Origin of the sequence: Photobacterium kasasachensis, assembly GCF_050336885.1 — a bacterium.
In the GTDB taxonomy this organism is placed as follows: domain Bacteria; phylum Pseudomonadota; class Gammaproteobacteria; order Enterobacterales; family Vibrionaceae; genus Photobacterium; species Photobacterium kasasachensis.
Window position 1 is genome coordinate 226,414 of sequence record NZ_JAKJSH010000004.1, and the last position, 19,985, is coordinate 246,398.

The window sequence follows — 19,985 nt, forward strand, 5'->3', positions numbered from 1 at the left end:
TGCTTATTATTAGTTACAGCCACAACCACCGCCGCCGACACCATTGCCGCCGACAGATCCCTGCTTGTATGAAAATACTTTTTCTGAAAACACATCAAACTCCGGTACCACGCCACCGGGTTTCATTTCTTTTTTCGCCAGTGTGCCTTTTTGCCATGGCTTAACCGGTTTAATGCCCAGCCAGTCATCAATAAATGACAGCAGCGACTCATCCTCTTCTTTCGCCTTGGATTTAGCTGATGCCTTGACGATCGGCGCGATTTTCTTGGGTTGCGGTTTAGTTGCCGCAATCACAGGCTCAACAGACGCCTTTGACTTGGCGGCAGGCAATGCCACTATTGGAGCGCTTGCCGCAGCCGCCGGAGCAACCGTTGGCTCGGCTTTGACAACCGGTAACGCTGCTTTAGGCTTTGGTTTGCTCGCAACCACAACTTGTTCAACAGGCGGCTTTGATTTAGCTACCGGTGAAATTGCCTTAGCTTTAGGAGCAGGTGTAGGTTTAGCTTTCGACGTAGACTTTGGTATAGATTTCGGCGTTACAGCCGCTACTACAGGCTTAGCCGCAGGTTCTAGCGTCAACGTATCCGCCGATGGTTTCACCAGCTCAATATTCCGGCGCAGTCCGACGCCATATTCCTGGCTGCTATATACCGTCGATGACACTGACTCAGACTGTTGATACAAAGATGATTCAGCATCGGCTGCATGAACATTCATGCTGGCCATTGCGGCGGTTCCTATCGCCAATACGTAACAGGATTGCTTGATCATAGCGCCAGCCCTAGTTCCTTAAGATCATCCATGATGACCTGACCGATATGGTTGATGGCGCCGTATCGAACCTTCAACACCTTGCCTTGATACACGTAGTAAAGTGCAGGCATGCCGATAGGCTGGAAATCTTCCACCAGGGTTTGATCAGGATCGTTAACGACAGGAAATGTTAGCCCTAGCTCCTGCTGAAAAGCCTTGGCCACTTCGACATCTTCATCGACATCGACGCCCAATACCGCCACCTGGCTGGCATCAAGCTGCTGAGCCAATTCGTTGACTTCAGGGAGCTCTTCACGGCATGACACACACCACTCGGCAAAGAAATCGATAATCGTCACGGCTTCCGGGTTTAGCCCCAATTGTTGTTGAGCTAACGGCGACAGCGAATCGCCTTGCTGGTAGGCCTGAGCATTTGCCGAAAGCAAGATTGCCACGGCAACCAACCATTTTTTAAACATAAATACCTCTGATTTTAAAAATAGGAATAGTTTTGTTTTACATTTAAATTCAAATTAATTTTCAAGAATCAGCTTCATTCCGTTGCTTTCTACTTTCAAAGCTTGCCTAAAGTAAGCTTCTAGCTGAGCTTCATCTTGTGCGTTATAAATGGCCCCATCAGTCCCCACGCAACTTTTAATATCCGCTAGATTCCTATCTGGAATATTAAAACCAACAAACGCAATTTCTATATCGAACTGACTTCTGAACGCCTTGCAAACAGAAATCTGATCATCAGAAAATAAATCACTATAAGAGTCAGCATTACCATCGGTGAGTACCACTAAACGCTGTGTCAGAGTGGGATCAGTTACAGGCTCAATATGCCAATCTCGTTGCCATTGCGGAATTAGAGTTCGTCCGCCCCAGTAAAGCCCCTGAAATACGTTTGTATTCCCACCGGAAGACAAACCTTTCACACTTTGCTTTATTTCACTAAGGTGGGATGTCAACGCCAAGGTTGACACTTCAATCGGGCAAGATGATAAATATCCATCTGGCTTGTACGTCTTCTTCGTTACGCTTGCCGCAGGCATACCTAACTCAGCAATAGTATTGTCAACATCGATACCTTCCTCCGGATGACCAGTTCGAATATATGACAAGCCATCGACACAAACGACTTCACCCTTGGATTTCGGCAACCAAGGCGCATCTTTAAATCCCGCCATATCCTCAAAAGCGACCACTGAAAAGCGGGCTTTTCCCGAGGAAGCTGCAAGAGATGTCTCTTCTATGGACATTAAAACAATCTCTTGCAACCGCGGAAGTTTTACTTTCGCAGTCATAGACCCAGAAATATCCAGCACCAATGCAAAATCTGTAGGACTAACGTTCGCACCAGTTATCAACTTGGCTTTCGCCGCACTATTTGAGCTCAATTCATGGTTATTCTCGGCAGACATTAAAGGAGCCAAAACCGGTTTAAAGGTATAACCTGCCGCCACATTACAACCTTTATCTATTGTTAACTGGCTCTTGCGGTGCAGCGCTGTTGGTACAAAGTTAGGGCGATAATAATCAAGCAAACCCTGAATCACAGTCTGATCCGCACGCTGGCTGTAAGCACAAGCCAGCGAGGCCGCATCAGAAGCCTGACTCACACGAAGTGCCGACTGCACATACATTGAAAATGCTGTCATTGCTGCAAGCATTATCAACATAACGGGCAACAACATCACAAACGTCAACGAGATGGCACCACGCTGCTTAGAAAGCACAGAAAATTCGGCGCATTGACCAAGGCGACTAGTCATACTGCCTCCCGATCAATACTGCCGAACTGTTGTAATAGCGTTCGGCAAAGTCTCGAACGAAGACCGGATATACACTTCCCGTCAGCGACGGCAGCGATGTCAGGCATACTGACACCTGAAACAAATCCGGACGCAGGCCGTTGTTCAAACCCGAAACCGTGCCAACCGGGGCCAATGAGGTTAATTGAGTAAGCTTCTGTTGAGCCTGACAAGATGCGCCCGCACTTTCTGAATAATACAAAGCACCAGCACTGCCCTGTTTTAACTGCTCCAACTGAATACCGACTTCTACTGAGGACGAGCTCGCGCCAGACTGAAAGTGTCGTTCGGCAACAACACGCAAAGCATCAGCAATCTGAGGCGTGATGACGCCCCCCGATCCGGACAGGTCGAACTCTAGACGTTCACTGGCAACAACTGAGGTCAGTGAATAGGCAAGCTGATCCAGCTTGGTTTTCAGGCTCAAACCGTGGCCGATTTTTACCGCAAACACGACCAGCACCATCAAGATGAGTGCAATCACAGGCAACTCAATCACACTACTGCCACGCTGTTTACCCAAGGAGGCCGTTGAACGAGCGGACATGGTTTTAACTTCTTTCATGAGCCACCAACATCTTTCGCTCAAACGTCGTCAAACGATCAAAGCCTTCAGCCCAACCGTCGATAAGCAACACCTGATAGGGATAACTCACCTTGTACTCGGCAAATGGCTGTCGAGTATAAGTCGATGAGCCCACATTATTTTTCAGCGCCTCCAGCGAATCGTAATACGTCGCTTCAATCTGGAGACGGCTGCTATCTACCATCGGAAAGTCTTGTTTAGCCAAAACGGCCTGCATCGACCTGACGACATTTTCATGATCGTTAACGTGAACAGTCTCGCGAGTTGCTGTCGCCAGGGCGACATCCAGCATGTTGCCGGTCATCATGAAACGGCAAGTTTCAATCACCACCAGCACCATGACGAAAAAAGGCAGGAAGGTAACAGCAAACTCTATAGTTATATTTCCCTGCTGACGATCCATCACAACATCTGCTCCCACTGCTGGTAATAAGCGAGATTTTTCTCAAGCTCAGCATGAGTCAAGTCCTGCTTGGCAATGGTCTTCGCCGCCTCGATATCCCCTTTCATCGCGAAAGCCAGCGCAAGATTCTGACGCGTCTTGGTGGTACTATTGCCACGAAGGTAGCTTGGATACAGAATATCGATCCCTTTTTGCGGGTGATCGGCCAGGATCCACCCCAACGCAAGGTTGTTGCGATACTCAAGGCTTCCCGGCTCTACCGCCAAGGCAGCTATGAATGCCTCACGAGCCTTGCTGTACTCTTGCTGCAGGGCATAACTCACCCCGAGACTGTTCATGGTTTCGGCACTTTGTGGAAGCTGCTTCGCGGCTGACTCCAAATCAAGCTGCGCCTGACGGATATCGCCCATAGCCAGTTTCGCCCGGCCCAGCTCACGCAAGATATCACCACGAACCTGTTGCTCTGCCGCTTGATCTTGCACTTTCGCCTTGTTCAGAAAGTGCAGCGCCAGTTCAAACTCACCGGTCTGGTTGTAAGCCACTCCAAGCAAATAGAGCAATTCAACATCATCAGGTCGGTTTTCCAGTTGCTGGCGGTAAATCTCAATAGCACTCTCGGGACGACCGCCGACCAAAGCCACTTCTGCCAGTTCGCGATCACTTTTCAATCGGGCTGCTTGTTCTTCAGAATGCGCAGAAGATTGGCTCGCGCATCCTGTCAGAGCGCCTGTGAGTACCAGCATTGCGACGGTTGTCAGGCCCAAACGTGTTAGTTGTTGCGTCATAGTGTCCCCAGACTCTCAAGTAGCGCAATAATAGTCGGCGCAACAATCAGCACCACAACCGGCAGCATGATCAGCACCACAACCGGCATCGACATTTTGGCCGGGATTTTTCCGACACGTTCTTCAAGCTTCAGGTATTGATACTGACGGCTGTCAGCGGCAATCAAGCGCATGGTTGATGCAATCGGGCTGCCGTACTTTTCTGCCTGTGACAGGGCAATCACGATATTTTCAATTTCGACAATACCGGTTCTTTTGGTTAAGTTTTCAAGTGCCTTCAGACGCGAGTCCAGTACCCGTAGTTCTGCCTCGGTGATCAGCCATTCGCGCGATAGCTCAGGCGCCACCTGCGCCATTTCCTTGCCAACCCGGCCGAAGATCGCTTCCAGCGTCAGCCCTGATTCAACGCAGACCACCATCAGATCCAGCGCATCCGGCACAGCATGGGCGATCCGCTGACTCACTTCATGAGCTCGCCACTTCAACCACTGCTCAACCACCAGACCGCTGGCAATAGCAAACACCAGCCCTTTAGCCAGTTGGATACTGCTCAGGTCAAAATCGATGTAGGTCAGCCAGGCCGTCATGCTCGATGCCATGACAGACAGCTTGACAACAACGAACCAACTGGCAGCCTGCGGCGAATGAAAACCCGCTTTGCCAAGGAGTACCTTTACATCACGGCTCACCGAGAACGTTGGCAAACCGGGTAATGAATGGTGCTGGGCCAAACGGAAATGATGAGAGGCCAACCCCAGTCGCTCAACCACGCGATCACGACGCTGAGCTCTGGCATTGAATAACAAAGCCATGCAACCACCTGTGACCAGCAAGGCCACAGCTATCCATAGAGAGACAGACATCAGGACCTCACCTTGGTTAGCATATGAATAATTCCCAGCCCCAACGCCATGCTGCCGACCACATAGGCCAGCACGAACTGCCCGGCATCGGTATTTGTCAGGTTAAGAAAAGCGGTTGGATTTTTGAAAAACATAATGCTGATCAGCAATACCGGCAGAGAAGCCAAAATCATCGCCGTCATTCTTGGCTCTGCCGTCAGGCTCTTGATTTTCATCTTGATGGCAACATTGTCGTGCAAGGTACGGCTAAGGCCATGAAGCACCTCACGTAGCTGACCACCGTTTTCCTCATTGAGCACCAAAGCCACCACGAAAAAGTGAAAACCAGAATACGGCAGGCGGTAGCAGGCTTCCCGAAGCGCCTGCTTCAGGCTGATACCAATTTCGAGCTGATCGCGAATTAACACAAACTCACGCCCCAACATGCCCTTCTGGTAGTCAGCAACCTGAGCAATAGCCTGCGGCACCGAAATACCGGCAGCGACGGCACGGGAAATTTGCCCCAGTACCTGAGGAAAGGTTTCTTCGAACTCTTTACGCTGACGGATCCGCATCACCCAGTACGATGCCAAGGCCGCAACTACGACAGCCCCTGCGGTACTTACTGCACGAACAACCAAGGGGAAAAATGTACCGACAAACCAAACCGCCAGAGCAAGAGTAACCAGGCCAAGCAACAGCCATAGTTTACCCTTGCGACCAAACAAGGCATCGATTCGGGACTGTACGCGATTCCAGTGAGTCAGAAGCGGGCCAGTACCTTGCTCCCAGTCAAACAGCGCCTTCTTTTCACGGCTAAAAGTTGTGTTCACCGCTACCAACTCAAGACGGCGCTTTACCTGTCGGCGGCTACGCTGCAATTGCAATGCCTTGACGCTACTTAGCAAAAAAACAGCAGCAAGAATCAGCATCAGGATCAGGCTCTGCATTACTGCACTCCCATCACACGCTTGAGCTGGGTTTCAAGCTGGTAGTACCGCGTTTTATGGCCAAATCGCGGCAAGGTTTTCGCCGACACAAACTGGCCCAGGAGATTCCCCTGAGCATCCTGGTCTTCATAATTGAAGCGGAACAAGTCATGAGTAAGGTATTGCTCGCCTTCAAGACCAACGATTTCAGCAATATTGACCACGCGACGACGACCATCACGCATTCGCTCGATCTGAATTACCACATCAAGCGTGCTGGCGACCTGGCGGCGAATGGCCGACAACGGCAAACGCGCTTCTGCCATCAACAACATATTTTCGAGACGGATCAGCGCATCTGTCGGCGAATTGGCATGCAAGGTACACATGGAGCCTTCATGGCCGGTGTTCATCGCCTGCATCATGTCAAACGCCTCGGCACCACGCACCTCACCCAAAATGATACGATCCGGTCTCATACGCAGGGCATTTCGCAGCAAACTACGCTGATCGATCGCTGCTGTACCTTCTGCATTCGCCGGACGGGTTTCTACTCTCACCACATGCGGCTGCTGTAGTTTCAGTTCGGCGGCATCTTCAATGGTAATAATTCGCTCTTCCGGCGAAATGCCAAACGACATCGCATTGAGCAAGGTTGTTTTACCTGCACCAGTACCTCCCGAAATCAACACATTAACCCGGGTACGGGCAATGATATCGAGCAAGGTTGCCATCTCCGGCGACATCGCCCCCATCTCGGTAAGCTGATGCAGGCTACGCTTTTGATCACTGAACTTACGGATAGAAATGCAGGTGCCGTCAAGCGCCAAAGGTGGGATCAATACATTCACACGGCTGCCGTCAGGCAGGCGGGCATCCACCATCGGATTAGTTTCATCCACACGGCGGCCAACCCGGCTCACGATACGTCGAGCCAGATTCAGCACATGCTCCTCGTCACGAAAGAACACATTGGCCCGCTTCACTTTGCCCTGGGTCTCGATGAAGATTTCATCATGACCGTTCACCATAATATCGGTGACATCAGGATCATCCATCAGACACTGAATAGGCCCCAGCCCCAACAGTTCATCGACCAGACGCTGTGTGATTTGCTGCTGCTCGCTATCACCAATCGGAAACTGCAGGCGCTTTACAATTTCGCCAACCGCTTCAAACGTACGGGCTTCCAGCTCCTCTCGCGATAACTGAACCACAACGGCTGGCTCGATAGCCGCCATTACTTCCTGCTGGATTGCACTAAATCGATCATGGTTATGGTCGTAGTTTTGGTGTTTGTCTCCAGCCGATTGCTGCGCCACACCGCTCATGTCATCCGGCTGTGCCCGATGAAGGGGCTTCGTCTTGCGTCCGAACATTATGCCCCCTTAAGCCAACCGAATAATCCGGAACGCTTTCCTGCCTGCTCACCCTGGATCATTCCAACGAGCTGATTCAAAGCCTTTGCCGCACGGCTTTTCTGTGCAATCGCCAACTGACCCAGCGTTGTACTGGCAACCATATGGTCAGGTGCATAAGGGATTTCAACATCAGGTTTTCTGCCAACGGCTTTTGCCACATCTTCTGCAGTGATCAAAGATGCTGATTCAGGCTTGGTATGGTTCAAGACAAGCAGCGTTTGTTGCCCGGCCGTATTGTCCAGCTCGGCCAGCAACAGGTTGGTACGACGAATCGAAGCCAGTGTCGGTTCTACAATGACAACTCGAATATCACTGGAATGAAGGGCACCAAAGCCGACCTGATCCCTTAAGCAAAATGCAGGGATATCCCACACCAAATACGAAGCCTGCTGCTGACAAAATGCTGAGAAATGTTCAAACTCATTCAGCTCAGGCCAAAATGCCTGCTCCAGTTTGGCCTGATAACCTGTAAATGCGGACAGGTTACCGGTAACCTTCACGCCGCTACGTTCATACACCACAGGCTCAAGACGCTCTGGGTATTGCAGCATTTCCAACAAGGCATTGTTGGATTTGAACGACAACTGTAGGTCCAGATCACCGGTAATGAAATCAAGATCGGCGCAGGCTACATTCGCATCCGGACGCTTTGCCAGACCCCATGCAATATTGGCAACCAAAGACGTTGTACCTGCACCACCTTTCGCACTGGCAACCGCTATTCGCTTCCCACGCTGCGGCTGTTGATGAAAAGTCGATCCAGTATGTGTTGTATTTTGCATGTCCATGATTAATTACCCTGCCCTGCCATCACGCCATCTTTCGGAGATGTCGGACTTGTTTTGTGCGTACCGGAGCTGTAATAGCTATCAAGCGTCGATACCGCTTTGCGTCCTTCGGTGTCCCCCAGGGATTCACCGACAATCAGGTCACGCGGGTTCGCTACCATTTGCGCCAATGCATTGGCGTTGGCACAGCCGAAGTTCGATGAGTTTTTGAAGCTGTTGCCAATGGTAATTGGCGCTTTTCCTGCCTGACAGCGCTGAGCCACACTGCGATATGTCTCGACAATTAAGGTCAGGTCCGCTTTCGATGCAGGCAACGCCGCATATTGCGCACTGACCTGAGACGGATAAACCGCCTGTTGTTTCAGTTGCCCCTTAAGATCAGGCACAACCTTGGCACCACGACGGGTGTGGGTATCAATACGAACCCGCATTGCCGACGGGTTACCCAGTCGATAGATAAAATCAGCTACCGCTACTTTATCCTTGCTGCTAAGGGCTTTGCCTTGTAGTTGAACCGACATCTTATGAGTCACTACTTCGACTTGTATTTCTGGCTGGCGCTGGATTGGATCACCGGCACACGCACTTATCAGTACGCTGATAAAAAGCATCAAAATTATGCGCATAAATTACCTCAGTAATAGAATCCGTTATCACCCAGCAGACGCGGCTGGCGGTTATCAGAGCGAATAGTTTCACTATCGGTTTCTGAATGAGTTATTGGTTTTTTCACCCCCAGCAGACGCTCGACATCACTCAATGGGATCAGGCCATCTGTCGGTAGCGGCAAGGAATCGGCACGGGTTGGCTGTACCAGATAAGCAGTGGCGATGATGATCAGCTCGGTTTCTTCACGCTGGAACTCGTTGGAACGGAACAGGCTTCCGAGGATTGGAATATCACCAATGAAAGGCGTTTTTTGCAGCTGTTCAATCTCTTTTGACTGCAGAAGGCCACCCAATGCAAAACTTTGTCCGCTCGCCAGTTCAATGGTTGTTGACGCTCTGCGTGTGACAAACGTCGGGAAAGACGAGCTACCCAGAGGGCCGCCGATTTGGACATTGGTTTCGGTAGATACCGTACTCACTTCAGGTTCAACCTGCAGGCTGATTCGGTTCGCGCTCAATACCGTCGGTTTGAAATCCAGTCGAACCCCAAACGGCTTGTATTCCACCGTGGCGTTATCGGAATACACCAAAGGCAGAGGCACTTCACCACCCACGAGGAATGACGCTCTCTCACCGCTAAGTGCAGTCAGGTTCGGCTCTGCCAGTACCGACATCATGCCGTTGGTCGCCAATGCATCTACGATGACAGACAGATCCGCCCATGATGCCGGGTTTGTACCACCGGCTACCCCGCCGTAGTTATCCAGGAAGGCAAATGTGCCCGCGCCCAGACCAGTGCCTTGCGATCCCCACTTAATACCCAACTTATTGGAAACCTTGCGAGATACCTCGGCAATTCGAATGCGCAGGTTAACCTGCGTCGGCATTGTCACGACAAGCTGGTTGATTAGCTCGTCTTTTTCCTGAGCGACAGGCTGCTCGCCAGATGCCGAATTTTCAGTGCTATTTTGCTGATTTTCGCCACTTTTTGCCGGAGTAGTTGTCATTTGCTGGGGTGAGACGTAGCCTTCTGCCAGGCGAACAATCTTTTCAGCCATTGTCGGCGTCGGTACCTGACCTTTCAGGAATAGCTTTCCAGCTGTAGATTCGGCGTTCACTAATGCATCGGGAAACTCTTTGGCAACAAGTTCATTTAGCTCCACCACATTATGACTAACCTTTACCGTGGCAGAATAGATAACATTTTCGTTGGCATCGAGTACATATAACGACGTCGCTCCGGCCTTTTTACCAAATACCATTATCTTGGTGTTGGTTAATGCCTGGTAGTCAGCCACTTCGTTGCTGGAAATAAAGATTGATTTCGCATTATGTGGCAAGTTAACCAGTCTGGCTTTATCCAGTACGACATCCAGCACTTTTGCCTGCAGGCTAAAACTCATGCACAGTAGAATAAATCCACCGAGTATTTTATTAATCATCTTGTGTTCCTGCATTATTCATGACGCGCTTTTCTTTTGCACGAAACTCCACCAATCCAATATCTGGCTGAACCTGCTTGATGTCGGGGAAAATATCATCAATATTAATTTGCTGAATATCGGCAATATCGGTAACCGGGTTATTTTGGCTACGCAGTACCATTGACAATGTGCCTAACTGGTTCGCCAAAATGACTTTATTCGCCTGTACTGGTGAAACTTCCAGCGTCACTGCACTGTTGTCCGGAATAAAGCCTTTGTATTTCTTCTGCGCTTCGATATAACGCTCGGCCTGAACGGCATCGTTAAACGCTAATACCCTGACATTCTGAGCAATGGTTTTTACATACAGGCTTTGGGTTTCATTGCCGCGAGTACGCAGTTCCTGCTCTTTCGAGGCCAGCAACAAGACATCGACATAGTCGCCCGGCCCAACAAGGCCTGAGTTAGCCGTGACCTGATCAACCGGTACTGATACGGCGCGATAGCCAGGGCGCAGCATGACAGACAACACACCACCCGATTCCGGGTTCAAAAAGTCGGACACACTCAAGATCTGCCCTGCCGGGTAATCACCCGCCACGACTGTATCGGTCAGCCTTGCTGTATCGAAGATTGCCTTGTCGATATAGTCGAGACGATGGCTTACCTCGCTTTCATTGACCGTTTTCCATTCAAACAATGAAGCGCTATAGTGGCGACCGGCTTTTACCGGTACCGAGGTCACCAGTACCTCAAGTGTTTTTATCTCTGCTTGTTGCTGCGCAATCACAGCTTTTGGCTGAGATAAGTTAAGATATAACCAAACCAGTCCGGCCAGCGAAATAAATACAGATAAGTAAACTAAACGTTTTGCTTTCATTATTAATTCTATTTATTTTGGAAATACTATTTCCATGCCAAGGAAAATTAACCTTTATTCTGAACGGTCTCGAGTCTGTTAATCACTTCCTCGTAGGTATCGTTAATGGCCTTTGTCAGGTCGCCATCATCACCTAAGAAGTTCAACATAATTAATGACATTGCAGCAGCTAAAATTGCGTATTCAATCGCAGCAGCACCACGCTGTTTATTTTTGTTATTTCTAATTTTCATTGTAATTTCCATTTTTACGCAAAAAGCAGCCAGCCCCAAGGCTGGCTGCATTGGGTTTAACTATTATTGAGCGATGAATCGATACAATGGCTTCGGCTCGCTAAAGCAGAACATTGTGCAAAGATCCTTAACGTCTGTCACTCTAGGCTTCTTAATATTAGAGATATCTAGACAGTCTTTGTTTCCACTTGTTGCAGTACTGTCATTGGAAGATAGGTAACAACTCTTATCATCATTCAGACTGCTACCTGACACATCCATATGCGCAAAAATGTTTGCATCAAAGGTTTTTTCTTCAGGCTTTTCTAGGCTATCAGAGAACAAACCTTGCAGCTCAGCTGTTGTCGGCATCCTCCATGTGGTTAATCCACAAGCAGAGAATGAATCAAGTTCAGCATAAATGTCCTTTCCGATTTTAAAGCGCTGTCCAGCATCTGCAGTATTAAACAGCTGCCATACCTTGCCGTCTTTCGCTCTTGCACAAACCGCTTCAGCACGATTTTGAGTCACGGCACCCGCAGCGGTCAGCAACGTATAATCTGAAGCTGGTGCACTTTGGGTATACGCCTGATCATTGACTAGGGCATCCCCGGCAACGCGACCTGTTACAGCATCCGCACCAACACGAACCTGAATACTGCCTACTTCATACGCCTTGTCTGCTAGTTGATACGGGTTGTTATTAAGACCAACAGCTTTCCAGTCAGCGGCTTCAATCTTGATTTCATAGCTTGTTAGCTGAGTGTAGTCTGCAACCAGCGTCCAACCGAACGTGTTGTTGGTATCATCGATAACTGGCGCGGTCGGTGCGTCTGGCTTAGCGGTAAAGTACGCATCCGAACAAGCTGCAATACCGGCAACATTACTATCTTTCACATTGGCTTTAACACGCAGGCAAACATCACCTTTGGCAATGTTCAGATCACCAACCGATGCTGGCTTGTTACCAGCTGGAGTCCAGTCACCCGCGCTGGCACTGTTCCCTTTCAGTGAGATTTCATAGGAAGAAGTATCATCATAGCCAGCGACAAGATCCCAGTCGATGGTATTGGCGGTGTCATCAACACGTAGGTTAGTAGGTGCTGTTGGCTTAGCCGTTTGTGCAGTAAACGCCTGAGTTACCTGAGCAGCCTCACCGGCTGGCATGCCATTGTTCACATTTGCCGCAACACGTAGCTGCACCCAACCGGAGTCAATATCGATATTGCCAACCGAAAGCGGTTTTGCCGTCACTGCGTTCCACGTTTTGCCGTTATCAAGGCTTGCTTCATACAGACCGAACTGGGTAAAGCCCGTGACATAACCCCAATCAACAGAATCTGTTTCGTCACTAACCGATGTAATGGTTGGTTTTACAGGCTGTGCTGGCGTGGTGGTAAACGGTGTTGTCGATGCTACCTCACGACCTGCAGGTTTTGGCTCGGATCCCGAGTCATCAGCAGCGACACGGACTTTAAGGTCGCCAGCGGCAATCGCAACATCACCTACAGTGATAGGTTTTTGTGTCGCAGCCTGCCAGGTCTTACCGCCGTCAATTGAGTATTCGTAGCTGCTAGCGTTGTCGTAACCCACGACTAGATCCCAGTTGAACTGGTTCGTCGCATCATTGACGGTGATAGAAGCCGGAGCAGCAGGGAGCTGTGATTCAGTCAGCGGCTGGGTATTTTTAACCACCTTGCCCGCTTTCATGTTTTTGGCCAAATTAGCAGTGACACGAACCTGAATATCACCCGCCGCATAGTCGTTAATACCAAGGTGAATAGGCTTGGCCGTCACTGGCTGCCAAGTTTTGCCGGCATCAGTAGAGTACTCATACTGCGCAACAGACGTCAGCATCCCGACCCAATTCCAATCGAAAGTACGTGCAGCGACGTTTAGCTGGCCTTGCTTTGGTGCCTGAGGCTGAACCTGAACAGTATTACCCGCAGCCTCATCACGTGACACTGTCACATCAGAAATAAAATCTTTGACCGTTTCCTGAACATGTACAGGCGTATTATTTACTGTACCTACCAACTTGTCGGTTTCAGTTTTCAGTGCCGGTAAATCAATCAAGGTCAATTTAACGCGAGAGCCAGAGCGTGCATCATTTTGTGCCACACCATCAGAAGCCGCGGCTTTCTCAGCTTCCTGCATCAGGGAAGTTAGCCCCTGAGCCAAAGCATGAAGCTGTTTATCCTGCGCGTGTGATCCTGCCAGGAAATCTGAAGTTAGTCGCTGGCTGTCGACACCAAGACTGGTTGCCAACATGTCTCTTGCGGTAGAGAAATTAACACCTTGCTGGTTAGCCACCACCGCTGTCAGGGTCGTCAGCGGACTTACGACAGCTGGCAAAGAAGCAGGAGTGCTCAACGCAAAACCTTCCTGGATTGGAGATTGCGGAAAATCCATATCGACAGTTTTATTGGCGATGGCTTCAACCAATATATTGTACTGGGACAGGTCAGCATCCGTACGGGCAAGAGAATAGGCACCCTGGCTGTCGGTCCATACCGCCTCACCGTCACTCGCATCACATGTCAGGTTTTGGTTAAGATCCAAACACACTTTGGCATTTTTCAGATAACCATCTAGCGCAACACCTGAAATGGCTGATGACGCGGCTGAGTTGCCTGGCTTAGAATCAAGCTTAGAATCCGAGCCTGAGCCGTTACAACCAATCAATAATGAGCTTGCGATCACTGTGAGCGCAAACGATGTTTTTTTCCCTTCTAGCACCATACCACTAACCTTCCTAAAACCGTTTAAAAACATTCATCTGTGAAATTGATAGAAGCAATTTTTTGACGCATGCTAATGGAAATGATACTGATTATCAATTATATTTGAGTCTTTGCTTTAAAAAATATCTACAAATCACTCAAAAAGGCTGACAAATCGGTCAGTTTTGGCCCATAACATTTCTATCGGTTAAGTATTATTTTTATGAATGGAAATTTTAAGCTATCAAGAATTGCGACATTTTTAGCTGGTTGTAGCTTTCTTGTCGGTTGCGGCAGTGACGACGCATCAAACACGCCGAGCGTGGAATCTTATGCCTACAGTAAACTCTCTGTTTGCATTGATGCCGACCTCGACGGCACCTGTGGCGAGCTAGAACAAAAAGTAACGAAATATGCCAGGCCTGCTGACAATAATCAGGCACCTTATCTCATTAGCGAAGCGGGTTATTTTCTGACGGCTCCGGCATCGGCAACAGTTGTTACCCCGTTTACCACCCTGATACAAAATGAAGTGCTGTATAATCCGCTCGTTGCCGGTGACACTAAGCTTGCTCAGCAACAATTACAGGCTATCTTCGGCGAAAAGTACGGAATTGACTTCAATCAGCTGGCTTCTATGCATGGTCCGAAAGCTGAAACAGAAATGTTACTGGCTTCCTTCAGGCATGCCCTTTCGCTTCAGGGAGGCTCGAGTTATCTCAAGATTTCTGCTGCTGTCGATAAGATGATCAGTGAAAAGAGCTTTGATATCACTCAATCATTAACACAATCTGATTTAGACTCCAGCCATGTCAATCTCAGCAACCGATACCTACTCTCGGGCTCTTACCCGCTTGAGGCATTGTTTATGCCGACCTCCGTTACTCTGAACGAAGGCACGGGCATGCTCCTGGCTCTGCTCAGTGACGGAAAAATGTTACAGGTAAATACAGCGTCTGGTAGCTATTCTTCATTTTCGCCGTCAGTCACTACACAGCCGGAACAAAAGTCTGCCAACTTTGCTGGTTACGATAGTCATCATCACGATGACGACGATGATGATGATGACCATCACGGTGGTGGCGGTATCGTTCTTCCTCCTCAGAAACCTTCGATCCTAACCCATGCTACTCAGGGTAAGGACAACCGAGAGGCTTACCTGCTCTATCAGCCAAGCATTGTCGGTGATAGCTCAATCAGCAATACCTGTAATACCACAGGCACCAATGGCATCTTCCTATCTGAAATCGGGAAAAACAGTCAAACCACAAAACTGACGGCTTCAATGAAAATTGATGCTTTCGGCGGCGCTTCAGGCGGCACGACTATCCCACCAATAACGCCACCCGTATCTGGTCCAGCTACCTCGCCGATTGCAGAGGCAAAATGTCTAAACAACCATATCAACGGATTAACACCACTATATAAAAACAACCTGATTGCCGCCGTATTTACCAACGGTTCCAGCTATAACTCCGAGCTTAAGCTGCTATCGAGCACAACGCTCAAACAACTCGGAAAACGTTATCCGCTCTCTTCAACTCAGCCTTTGGTTGTTGCCAGCAAAGGCCAGTCTCAACTGCTAGTTGCAGAACAAAACAACAGTCAGGCCGTTATTCTGAATAGCAGCTCTTTGTCTCCTCAGGTGAGTATCAACAAGAGCAACATTCAGGCTGCAGTATTTGCCAATAACGACAGCGAAGTGGTTATCAGTGATGGTGGTAAGACGCTCAGCTGGTTTAGTGTGACCAATCCTACCAGCCCGGCTGCCACACTGGTGATGAACGAGGATGTCGTTAGGCTGGCATCGGATCCTAGCGGACAGTTTAGTGCTGTACAGACCAGCAATCACATATACCTGATCAACAACCAAACACGAAGTATCATCAAGTCAGAGCCTTATGCGAAAAGTATGGTCTATGGCATGAGTATGCTAAGCGACAAGATTGTCATCTCGCGCTCTAAATCTATTGATTATATCCAGTTTGGTAATCTGATCGGCTCACCAATAAAAATTGGCTATCAGCTGGTCAACAGAGAGCTGGTCAATAAATGGGCAACGGCTTCCACTAACTCATTCAGCTCAACGACACTCGGCTACGTGCTACAGTCCGTGGGCGAAAGCGCTGATATCAGCCAGGAATTTAACAACATCGATCTGGAATGGTTACCAGCCAATGCCACAACAGCCGATGGTGTTAAAGCTGTGATGATTTCAGGTTATTACCGAAATGAGCGGGTAAGTTTATACAAAAATCTCTAATCTGGTAGCCAAATTACACAACCTTACGCCCAGTATACGCTATCTCCCATTGCATATACTGGGCGTTATTTCATTTGAGACTTACCTAACCACACACTCAAAGTTGCAAACAAAGCGCAACCATTTGGTAAAACAATGGTTACCAAAAAGATAAAAAGCCGAGCTAACTCACTGACATTATTAATTTCAGCAGCTATAGTGCGGTGTAAATTTCATTAAGCTTGCCAATAATGCGCTTCTCTGCCTTCAATAAAACCATGTTGCTTGTCAGTGCCCTCAGCTGGGTGCTGGTGACTATGATGCCTGTCATCAATGCGCATGGGGCAAATGCAGGCGTATGGGCAACACTATGTACCGTCAATGGTTTCGAGCGAGTACTAATCGAGGAAGGCAAACCGGACACACATGCAGGAAAACCCTGTCCGTTCAGTCATTTTTCGACCTTCCATCACGACCGTCTTCCAACTGCACCTCTCTTTGAAGTATTGAGCTATGTTATTTCAGACAGTTACACTTATTTGGCTCTAAGTGTACGATTTGAAAGACAAGTTCCCCGAGCCCCGCCTGAAAGCCACACGTAGCAAGTTCACCTTTTGTACCGTTTCCGCTATTTCGTATTTCTTAAGTTATTTGCCATAACCGAAGCAACACGCTGAAAAGTCTCCACCTCTCCATCTGTCAGGCCTACCCGCATTTGCTTGTCAATCTCCGTTTCGGCCACTTTAATCTGTTCCATCAGGCTTTTGCCTTGCAAAGAAAGCGCTAGTAACTGGCTACGCTTATCTTCCGGATTAGGATGCTTGCTGATCAGGTCCGAGGCAATCATATCTTTCACCAACCGAGCAATTTGGGCTTTGTCTCGCCCCATCCGAGTTACGATAGTGTTCGCCGTACATTGTGGTGAGTCCTGAATGATGTGCAGGCAACGAACAATCATCCCATTCAAACCTAACTCATTAGCGTTAATGGCTTTTTTTATTGCACCACGATAACTTCGTGTCAGCGAAAATATCGTTTCAGGTACGTTTTTGCTTGTCGTCATACTTGTCTCTCACACAATATAGTTGACAATATCAACCAATCAATTATAGTTGATTTTATCAACCAATGTAGCGATGGGCAACCATCGACCATGCAAACGACATCCAACTCCACATCAACAAGGACTACTGAATGAAACCATCAGTACGATTAACTCAAGTCGCTGACACCATTGAATTAAGCCCCCACTTAAAGCGGATTGTATTATCCGGCGAAGGATTGATAGGCTTTCCAACCGGCAAAGAAGGGGCGCATGTCAAAGTGATACTGCCGAGTAAAGGGGAAGAAATACCTAACTTAGATATCCGCGGGAGCAATCGCCCTGTAATGCGCTCCTACACAATCAGGGAATACAACCAAGACACTAATCGTCTGTCACTGGACTTTGTGATCAATCGTCATCAGGGACCTGCAACTGACTGGGCTTCAAAAGCAAAGAAAGGTGACTACCTGGGCATTGCGGGGCCGGGGCCAATGAAACTGACCAATTTCAATGCAAATAACTATCTGCTGGTCGGTGATCTGACGTCGGTGAACGCCATCAATGGCTATGCACTGGCAATTTCCCCCCAGTCAACTGTCCATGCCGTTATATCTATTCCAACCAAAGAAGACATCATCCCTCTTGATGTTGGCGCCAATGTGTCCGTACACTGGGTCATCGACAAAGAAGATGAAGCAAATAGCTTGTCTGAAGCTATTATGGCAATTGCCGATAAGTTACCAGCGAACACTGACGTTTTTCTCGGCCTGGAAGCACGAAATGTCCGCACACTAAAAGGATTGTTACAGGAAGAAGTCGGCATTCACCGCCAGAATATTACTGTCACTGGGTATTGGAAAAAAGGTGTCGATGCCGACCGGTTCGGCGCTCAAAAGAAGGCGAGCCCACTTTAACAAATCAAGCGGCGAGAAATCATGAAACCTATCCCCGCCCCTCAAAGCGCTCATTTGAGCTGGCGGACTTAGGTCTCTTCCTGTTTGCCTAATCCAACCATTGGTTCACCGTCATCGGAATAGCTCAGTTCACTCGGTATGGTTTCTCCCTGAAACTCGACATGCGTATAACCACCCTGAACGAATTTGAGTGCGGCCTGCGGCGTCAGCCAGTCTCCATAACCACAGACATCAGCCCAACCAATCTTCATTACTTTCATGTTATTACCTACAACTTATATTTATACCTGCATAATCACACCCGCTATAGTCCCTCTGTGTATACTCCTTCAAGAAAGCCTATGCTTTATATAGACATAGTAGCTTGATGTAGACATAGCAGCTTGGGTGTCTTTACACGCTTGCATGGGAGCATAATCATGTTTGGCTTTATCAGCAAAAATATCATTACCGGGCTGGTAACAATATTGCCTGTGGTACTCACGCTCTACCTGCTCTACTGGTTTGCCGTTTCTATTGAGTCAGTACTAGGAAGCCTCATCCAAGCGATTATACCGACAGAATGGTACTGGCCCGGGATGGGACTTGCGGCCGGACTGCTGGTATTTTTTATCGCCGGGCTGATGATGAATGCCTATGTGGTACAACGGTTGTTTGCCAAGAGTGAACAGGTTTTCTATCACATGCCCTTAGTTCGTAGCGTCTATCCGACAATTCGAGACTTTTTTGACTACTTCTCCCCAGCAACACGAAAAGAGTTCGAACAGGTCGTTGCCGTCACCTTGGGTGAAACCGGCATGCAAGTGATCGGCTTTGTTACCCAGCCCTTATCTGAACGAATGCCGAAGTCTTTGCGCGAGGAAGACAGTGTTCTCGTCTATCTGCCGCTAAGCTATATGATCGGTGGCTATGCCGTACTGATCCCACGCAGTGCAATCCGCCCTCTTGATATGACCATCGAAGAAGCAATGCGATTTACCCTGACCGCTGGAATGACTGGCTCAGGCTTCGATCACGGCACAGGCCCCGCCCCCAGACCCGAATCTAGACCCGAGCCCGAGCCTGAAACAGGAAAGCATGCCGACAGCTCCACTACTGATACACCAGCCCAGCAGTCGCAAAAGGAGTAACATACTTTATTCCTCAATGTGGTTTTTTCGCGGTAACTGATGAATAAGCCAATAGCCGATACTCATTGCTAGCACAACACAACCAATTGCAAAGACGTACATAACATCAATCTGCTCGAGGTCAATAATAATCACTTTCCTGGAGATAGCCATGAGAGCCGTTGCCATCACAATCTTCACATGGATCACATTGTCACGAAGATAGATCGTAATGTTGATGAAAATCTCGATGGCAATCAGCACCGCCATGAATGCCCCGAATGTTGCGAGCATGTCGTTGATGGTTAAGATATAAATCGGAGGCGTAATGATCCGCTGGTAGAGCGTCCACCCAACATCCAACACCCCCATCACAATCACAAACACCATTAAAATGGACAAGGTTCTCACAGACCAATGGATGACAATTTCCAGTTTCTTAGAGAGTGTATCTTCATTGTCAATTTGCATAGCTCACCTCCGCTCCACATAACCCACTGGGATTGA

Annotated in this window: 21 protein-coding genes and 1 pseudogene; 4 read left to right on the forward strand and 18 right to left on the reverse strand. The window is 48.7% G+C overall.

The features are described 5' to 3' along the window. Nucleotides 1-9 precede the first annotated feature (9 nt). From L4D19_RS01065 to L4D19_RS01135, 15 genes and pseudogenes are all read right to left on the reverse strand, one after another. Nucleotides 10-207, reverse strand: a pseudogene (locus tag L4D19_RS01065) (DUF4266 domain-containing protein); the annotation flags it as partial. A gap of 560 nt (nt 208-767) precedes the next feature. Beyond that, nucleotides 768-1,232 (reverse strand): TlpA family protein disulfide reductase, encoded by a 465-nt coding sequence (locus L4D19_RS01070; protein WP_428450769.1) that lies wholly within the window; start codon nt 1,230-1,232, stop codon nt 768-770. Between the two features lie 54 nt (nt 1,233-1,286). Continuing rightward, entirely contained in the window at nt 1,287-2,528 is a 1,242-nt protein-coding gene (locus L4D19_RS01075) for a TadE/TadG family type IV pilus assembly protein (RefSeq protein ID WP_428450770.1), read from the reverse strand. Beyond that, on the reverse strand, nt 2,521-3,132 hold the full coding sequence (gene tadF / locus L4D19_RS01080) for a tight adherence pilus pseudopilin TadF (protein WP_428450771.1): 612 nt from the start codon (nt 3,130-3,132) through the stop codon (nt 2,521-2,523). Before tadF ends, L4D19_RS01075 begins: the two co-directional genes overlap by 8 nt. Beyond that, nucleotides 3,119-3,556 carry a TadE/TadG family type IV pilus assembly protein gene (locus tag L4D19_RS01085; protein WP_428451391.1) on the reverse strand — a complete coding sequence of 146 codons (438 nt, stop codon included), beginning with the start codon at nt 3,554-3,556 and terminating at the stop codon, nt 3,119-3,121. Before L4D19_RS01085 ends, tadF begins: the two co-directional genes overlap by 14 nt. After that, entirely contained in the window at nt 3,556-4,341 is a 786-nt protein-coding gene (locus tag L4D19_RS01090) for a tetratricopeptide repeat protein (RefSeq protein WP_428450772.1), read from the reverse strand. Before L4D19_RS01090 ends, L4D19_RS01085 begins: the two co-directional genes overlap by 1 nt. Further along, entirely contained in the window at nt 4,338-5,204 is an 867-nt protein-coding gene (locus tag L4D19_RS01095; RefSeq protein WP_428450773.1) for a type II secretion system F family protein, read from the reverse strand. Before L4D19_RS01095 ends, L4D19_RS01090 begins: the two co-directional genes overlap by 4 nt. Continuing rightward, nucleotides 5,204-6,133, reverse strand: a complete 930-nt coding sequence (locus L4D19_RS01100) for a type II secretion system F family protein (protein WP_428450774.1) — start codon at nt 6,131-6,133, stop codon at nt 5,204-5,206. The genes L4D19_RS01095 and L4D19_RS01100 overlap by 1 nt, the downstream gene beginning before the upstream one ends. Next, nucleotides 6,133-7,443: a TadA family conjugal transfer-associated ATPase gene (locus L4D19_RS01105; RefSeq protein WP_428451392.1), complete on the reverse strand. Its 1,311-nt coding sequence runs from the start codon at nt 7,441-7,443 to the stop codon at nt 6,133-6,135. Before L4D19_RS01105 ends, L4D19_RS01100 begins: the two co-directional genes overlap by 1 nt. Before the next feature lie 47 nt (nt 7,444-7,490). Next, complete coding sequence (locus L4D19_RS01110; RefSeq protein WP_428450775.1) at nt 7,491-8,321, reverse strand: CpaE/TadZ family protein; 831 nt, start codon at nt 8,319-8,321, stop codon at nt 7,491-7,493. A 2-nt stretch (nt 8,322-8,323) separates the two neighbouring features. Beyond that, nucleotides 8,324-8,947 (reverse strand): CpaD family pilus assembly lipoprotein, encoded by a 624-nt coding sequence (locus tag L4D19_RS01115; protein WP_428450776.1) that lies wholly within the window; start codon nt 8,945-8,947, stop codon nt 8,324-8,326. An 8-nt stretch (nt 8,948-8,955) separates the two neighbouring features. Beyond that, nucleotides 8,956-10,371 carry a type II and III secretion system protein family protein gene (locus tag L4D19_RS01120; RefSeq protein WP_428450777.1) on the reverse strand — a complete coding sequence of 472 codons (1,416 nt, stop codon included), beginning with the start codon at nt 10,369-10,371 and terminating at the stop codon, nt 8,956-8,958. Then, on the reverse strand, nt 10,364-11,233 hold the full coding sequence (gene cpaB, locus L4D19_RS01125; protein WP_428450778.1) for a Flp pilus assembly protein CpaB: 870 nt from the start codon (nt 11,231-11,233) through the stop codon (nt 10,364-10,366). Before cpaB ends, L4D19_RS01120 begins: the two co-directional genes overlap by 8 nt. 47 nt (nt 11,234-11,280) lie before the next feature. Continuing rightward, nucleotides 11,281-11,466: a Flp family type IVb pilin gene (locus L4D19_RS01130; protein WP_192928706.1), complete on the reverse strand. Its 186-nt coding sequence runs from the start codon at nt 11,464-11,466 to the stop codon at nt 11,281-11,283. 63 nt (nt 11,467-11,529) lie between these two features. Next, entirely contained in the window at nt 11,530-14,187 is a 2,658-nt protein-coding gene (locus tag L4D19_RS01135) for a phage tail protein (protein ID WP_428450779.1), read from the reverse strand. Nucleotides 14,188-14,391: 204 nt separating this feature from the next. Here L4D19_RS01135 and L4D19_RS01140 point away from each other — a divergent pair, with 204 nt between their 5' ends. After that, nucleotides 14,392-16,431, forward strand: a complete 2,040-nt coding sequence (locus L4D19_RS01140) for a hypothetical protein (protein ID WP_428450780.1) — start codon at nt 14,392-14,394, stop codon at nt 16,429-16,431. A 230-nt stretch (nt 16,432-16,661) separates the two neighbouring features. Continuing rightward, complete coding sequence (locus tag L4D19_RS01145) at nt 16,662-17,012, forward strand: hypothetical protein (RefSeq protein ID WP_428450781.1); 351 nt, start codon at nt 16,662-16,664, stop codon at nt 17,010-17,012. A 26-nt stretch (nt 17,013-17,038) separates the two neighbouring features. Here L4D19_RS01145 and L4D19_RS01150 read toward each other — a convergent pair whose 3' ends face one another. Beyond that, nucleotides 17,039-17,473, reverse strand: a complete 435-nt coding sequence (locus L4D19_RS01150) for a MarR family winged helix-turn-helix transcriptional regulator (protein ID WP_428450782.1) — start codon at nt 17,471-17,473, stop codon at nt 17,039-17,041. Nucleotides 17,474-17,604: 131 nt separating this feature from the next. On the opposite strand from L4D19_RS01150, the gene L4D19_RS01155 reads away from it, so the two are divergent. Next, nucleotides 17,605-18,369, forward strand: a complete 765-nt coding sequence (locus tag L4D19_RS01155) for a siderophore-interacting protein (RefSeq protein WP_428450783.1) — start codon at nt 17,605-17,607, stop codon at nt 18,367-18,369. A 68-nt stretch (nt 18,370-18,437) separates the two neighbouring features. Here L4D19_RS01155 and L4D19_RS01160 read toward each other — a convergent pair whose 3' ends face one another. Then, nucleotides 18,438-18,629: a hypothetical protein gene (locus L4D19_RS01160; protein WP_428450784.1), complete on the reverse strand. Its 192-nt coding sequence runs from the start codon at nt 18,627-18,629 to the stop codon at nt 18,438-18,440. 159 nt (nt 18,630-18,788) lie between these two features. Here L4D19_RS01160 and L4D19_RS01165 point away from each other — a divergent pair, with 159 nt between their 5' ends. Beyond that, a complete protein-coding gene (locus L4D19_RS01165; protein ID WP_428450785.1) occupies nt 18,789-19,499 on the forward strand; it encodes a DUF502 domain-containing protein in 711 nt (236 codons plus the stop codon). Nucleotides 19,500-19,505: 6 nt separating this feature from the next. Here the strand turns inward: L4D19_RS01165 and L4D19_RS01170 are convergent, their stop codons facing one another. After that, nucleotides 19,506-19,949 carry a phosphate-starvation-inducible PsiE family protein gene (locus L4D19_RS01170; protein ID WP_428450786.1) on the reverse strand — a complete coding sequence of 148 codons (444 nt, stop codon included), beginning with the start codon at nt 19,947-19,949 and terminating at the stop codon, nt 19,506-19,508. Nucleotides 19,950-19,985 lie beyond the last annotated feature (36 nt).

What these genes read in the sequence shown, in the direction of transcription:
- L4D19_RS01070 (WP_428450769.1), bottom strand. Translation starts at nt 1,232, where the DNA reads ATGTTTAAAAAATGGTTGGTTGCCGTGGCAATCTTGCTTTCGGCAAAT.
- L4D19_RS01075 (WP_428450770.1), bottom strand. Translation starts at nt 2,528, where the DNA reads ATGACTAGTCGCCTTGGTCAATGCGCCGAATTTTCTGTGCTTTCTAAG.
- tadF (WP_428450771.1), bottom strand. Translation starts at nt 3,132, where the DNA reads ATGAAAGAAGTTAAAACCATGTCCGCTCGTTCAACGGCCTCCTTGGGT.
- L4D19_RS01085 (WP_428451391.1), bottom strand. Translation starts at nt 3,556, where the DNA reads ATGGATCGTCAGCAGGGAAATATAACTATAGAGTTTGCTGTTACCTTC.
- L4D19_RS01090 (WP_428450772.1), bottom strand. Translation starts at nt 4,341, where the DNA reads ATGACGCAACAACTAACACGTTTGGGCCTGACAACCGTCGCAATGCTG.
- L4D19_RS01095 (WP_428450773.1), bottom strand. Translation starts at nt 5,204, where the DNA reads ATGTCTGTCTCTCTATGGATAGCTGTGGCCTTGCTGGTCACAGGTGGT.
- L4D19_RS01100 (WP_428450774.1), bottom strand. Translation starts at nt 6,133, where the DNA reads ATGCAGAGCCTGATCCTGATGCTGATTCTTGCTGCTGTTTTTTTGCTA.
- L4D19_RS01105 (WP_428451392.1), bottom strand. Translation starts at nt 7,443, where the DNA reads ATGAGCGGTGTGGCGCAGCAATCGGCTGGAGACAAACACCAAAACTAC.
- L4D19_RS01110 (WP_428450775.1), bottom strand. Translation starts at nt 8,321, where the DNA reads ATGGACATGCAAAATACAACACATACTGGATCGACTTTTCATCAACAG.
- L4D19_RS01115 (WP_428450776.1), bottom strand. Translation starts at nt 8,947, where the DNA reads ATGCGCATAATTTTGATGCTTTTTATCAGCGTACTGATAAGTGCGTGT.
- L4D19_RS01120 (WP_428450777.1), bottom strand. Translation starts at nt 10,371, where the DNA reads ATGATTAATAAAATACTCGGTGGATTTATTCTACTGTGCATGAGTTTT.
- cpaB (WP_428450778.1), bottom strand. Translation starts at nt 11,233, where the DNA reads ATGAAAGCAAAACGTTTAGTTTACTTATCTGTATTTATTTCGCTGGCC.
- L4D19_RS01130 (WP_192928706.1), bottom strand. Translation starts at nt 11,466, where the DNA reads ATGAAAATTAGAAATAACAAAAATAAACAGCGTGGTGCTGCTGCGATT.
- L4D19_RS01135 (WP_428450779.1), bottom strand. Translation starts at nt 14,187, where the DNA reads ATGGTGCTAGAAGGGAAAAAAACATCGTTTGCGCTCACAGTGATCGCA.
- L4D19_RS01140 (WP_428450780.1), top strand. Translation starts at nt 14,392, where the DNA reads ATGAATGGAAATTTTAAGCTATCAAGAATTGCGACATTTTTAGCTGGT.
- L4D19_RS01145 (WP_428450781.1), top strand. Translation starts at nt 16,662, where the DNA reads ATGCGCTTCTCTGCCTTCAATAAAACCATGTTGCTTGTCAGTGCCCTC.
- L4D19_RS01150 (WP_428450782.1), bottom strand. Translation starts at nt 17,473, where the DNA reads ATGACGACAAGCAAAAACGTACCTGAAACGATATTTTCGCTGACACGA.
- L4D19_RS01155 (WP_428450783.1), top strand. Translation starts at nt 17,605, where the DNA reads ATGAAACCATCAGTACGATTAACTCAAGTCGCTGACACCATTGAATTA.
- L4D19_RS01160 (WP_428450784.1), bottom strand. Translation starts at nt 18,629, where the DNA reads ATGAAAGTAATGAAGATTGGTTGGGCTGATGTCTGTGGTTATGGAGAC.
- L4D19_RS01165 (WP_428450785.1), top strand. Translation starts at nt 18,789, where the DNA reads ATGTTTGGCTTTATCAGCAAAAATATCATTACCGGGCTGGTAACAATA.
- L4D19_RS01170 (WP_428450786.1), bottom strand. Translation starts at nt 19,949, where the DNA reads ATGCAAATTGACAATGAAGATACACTCTCTAAGAAACTGGAAATTGTC.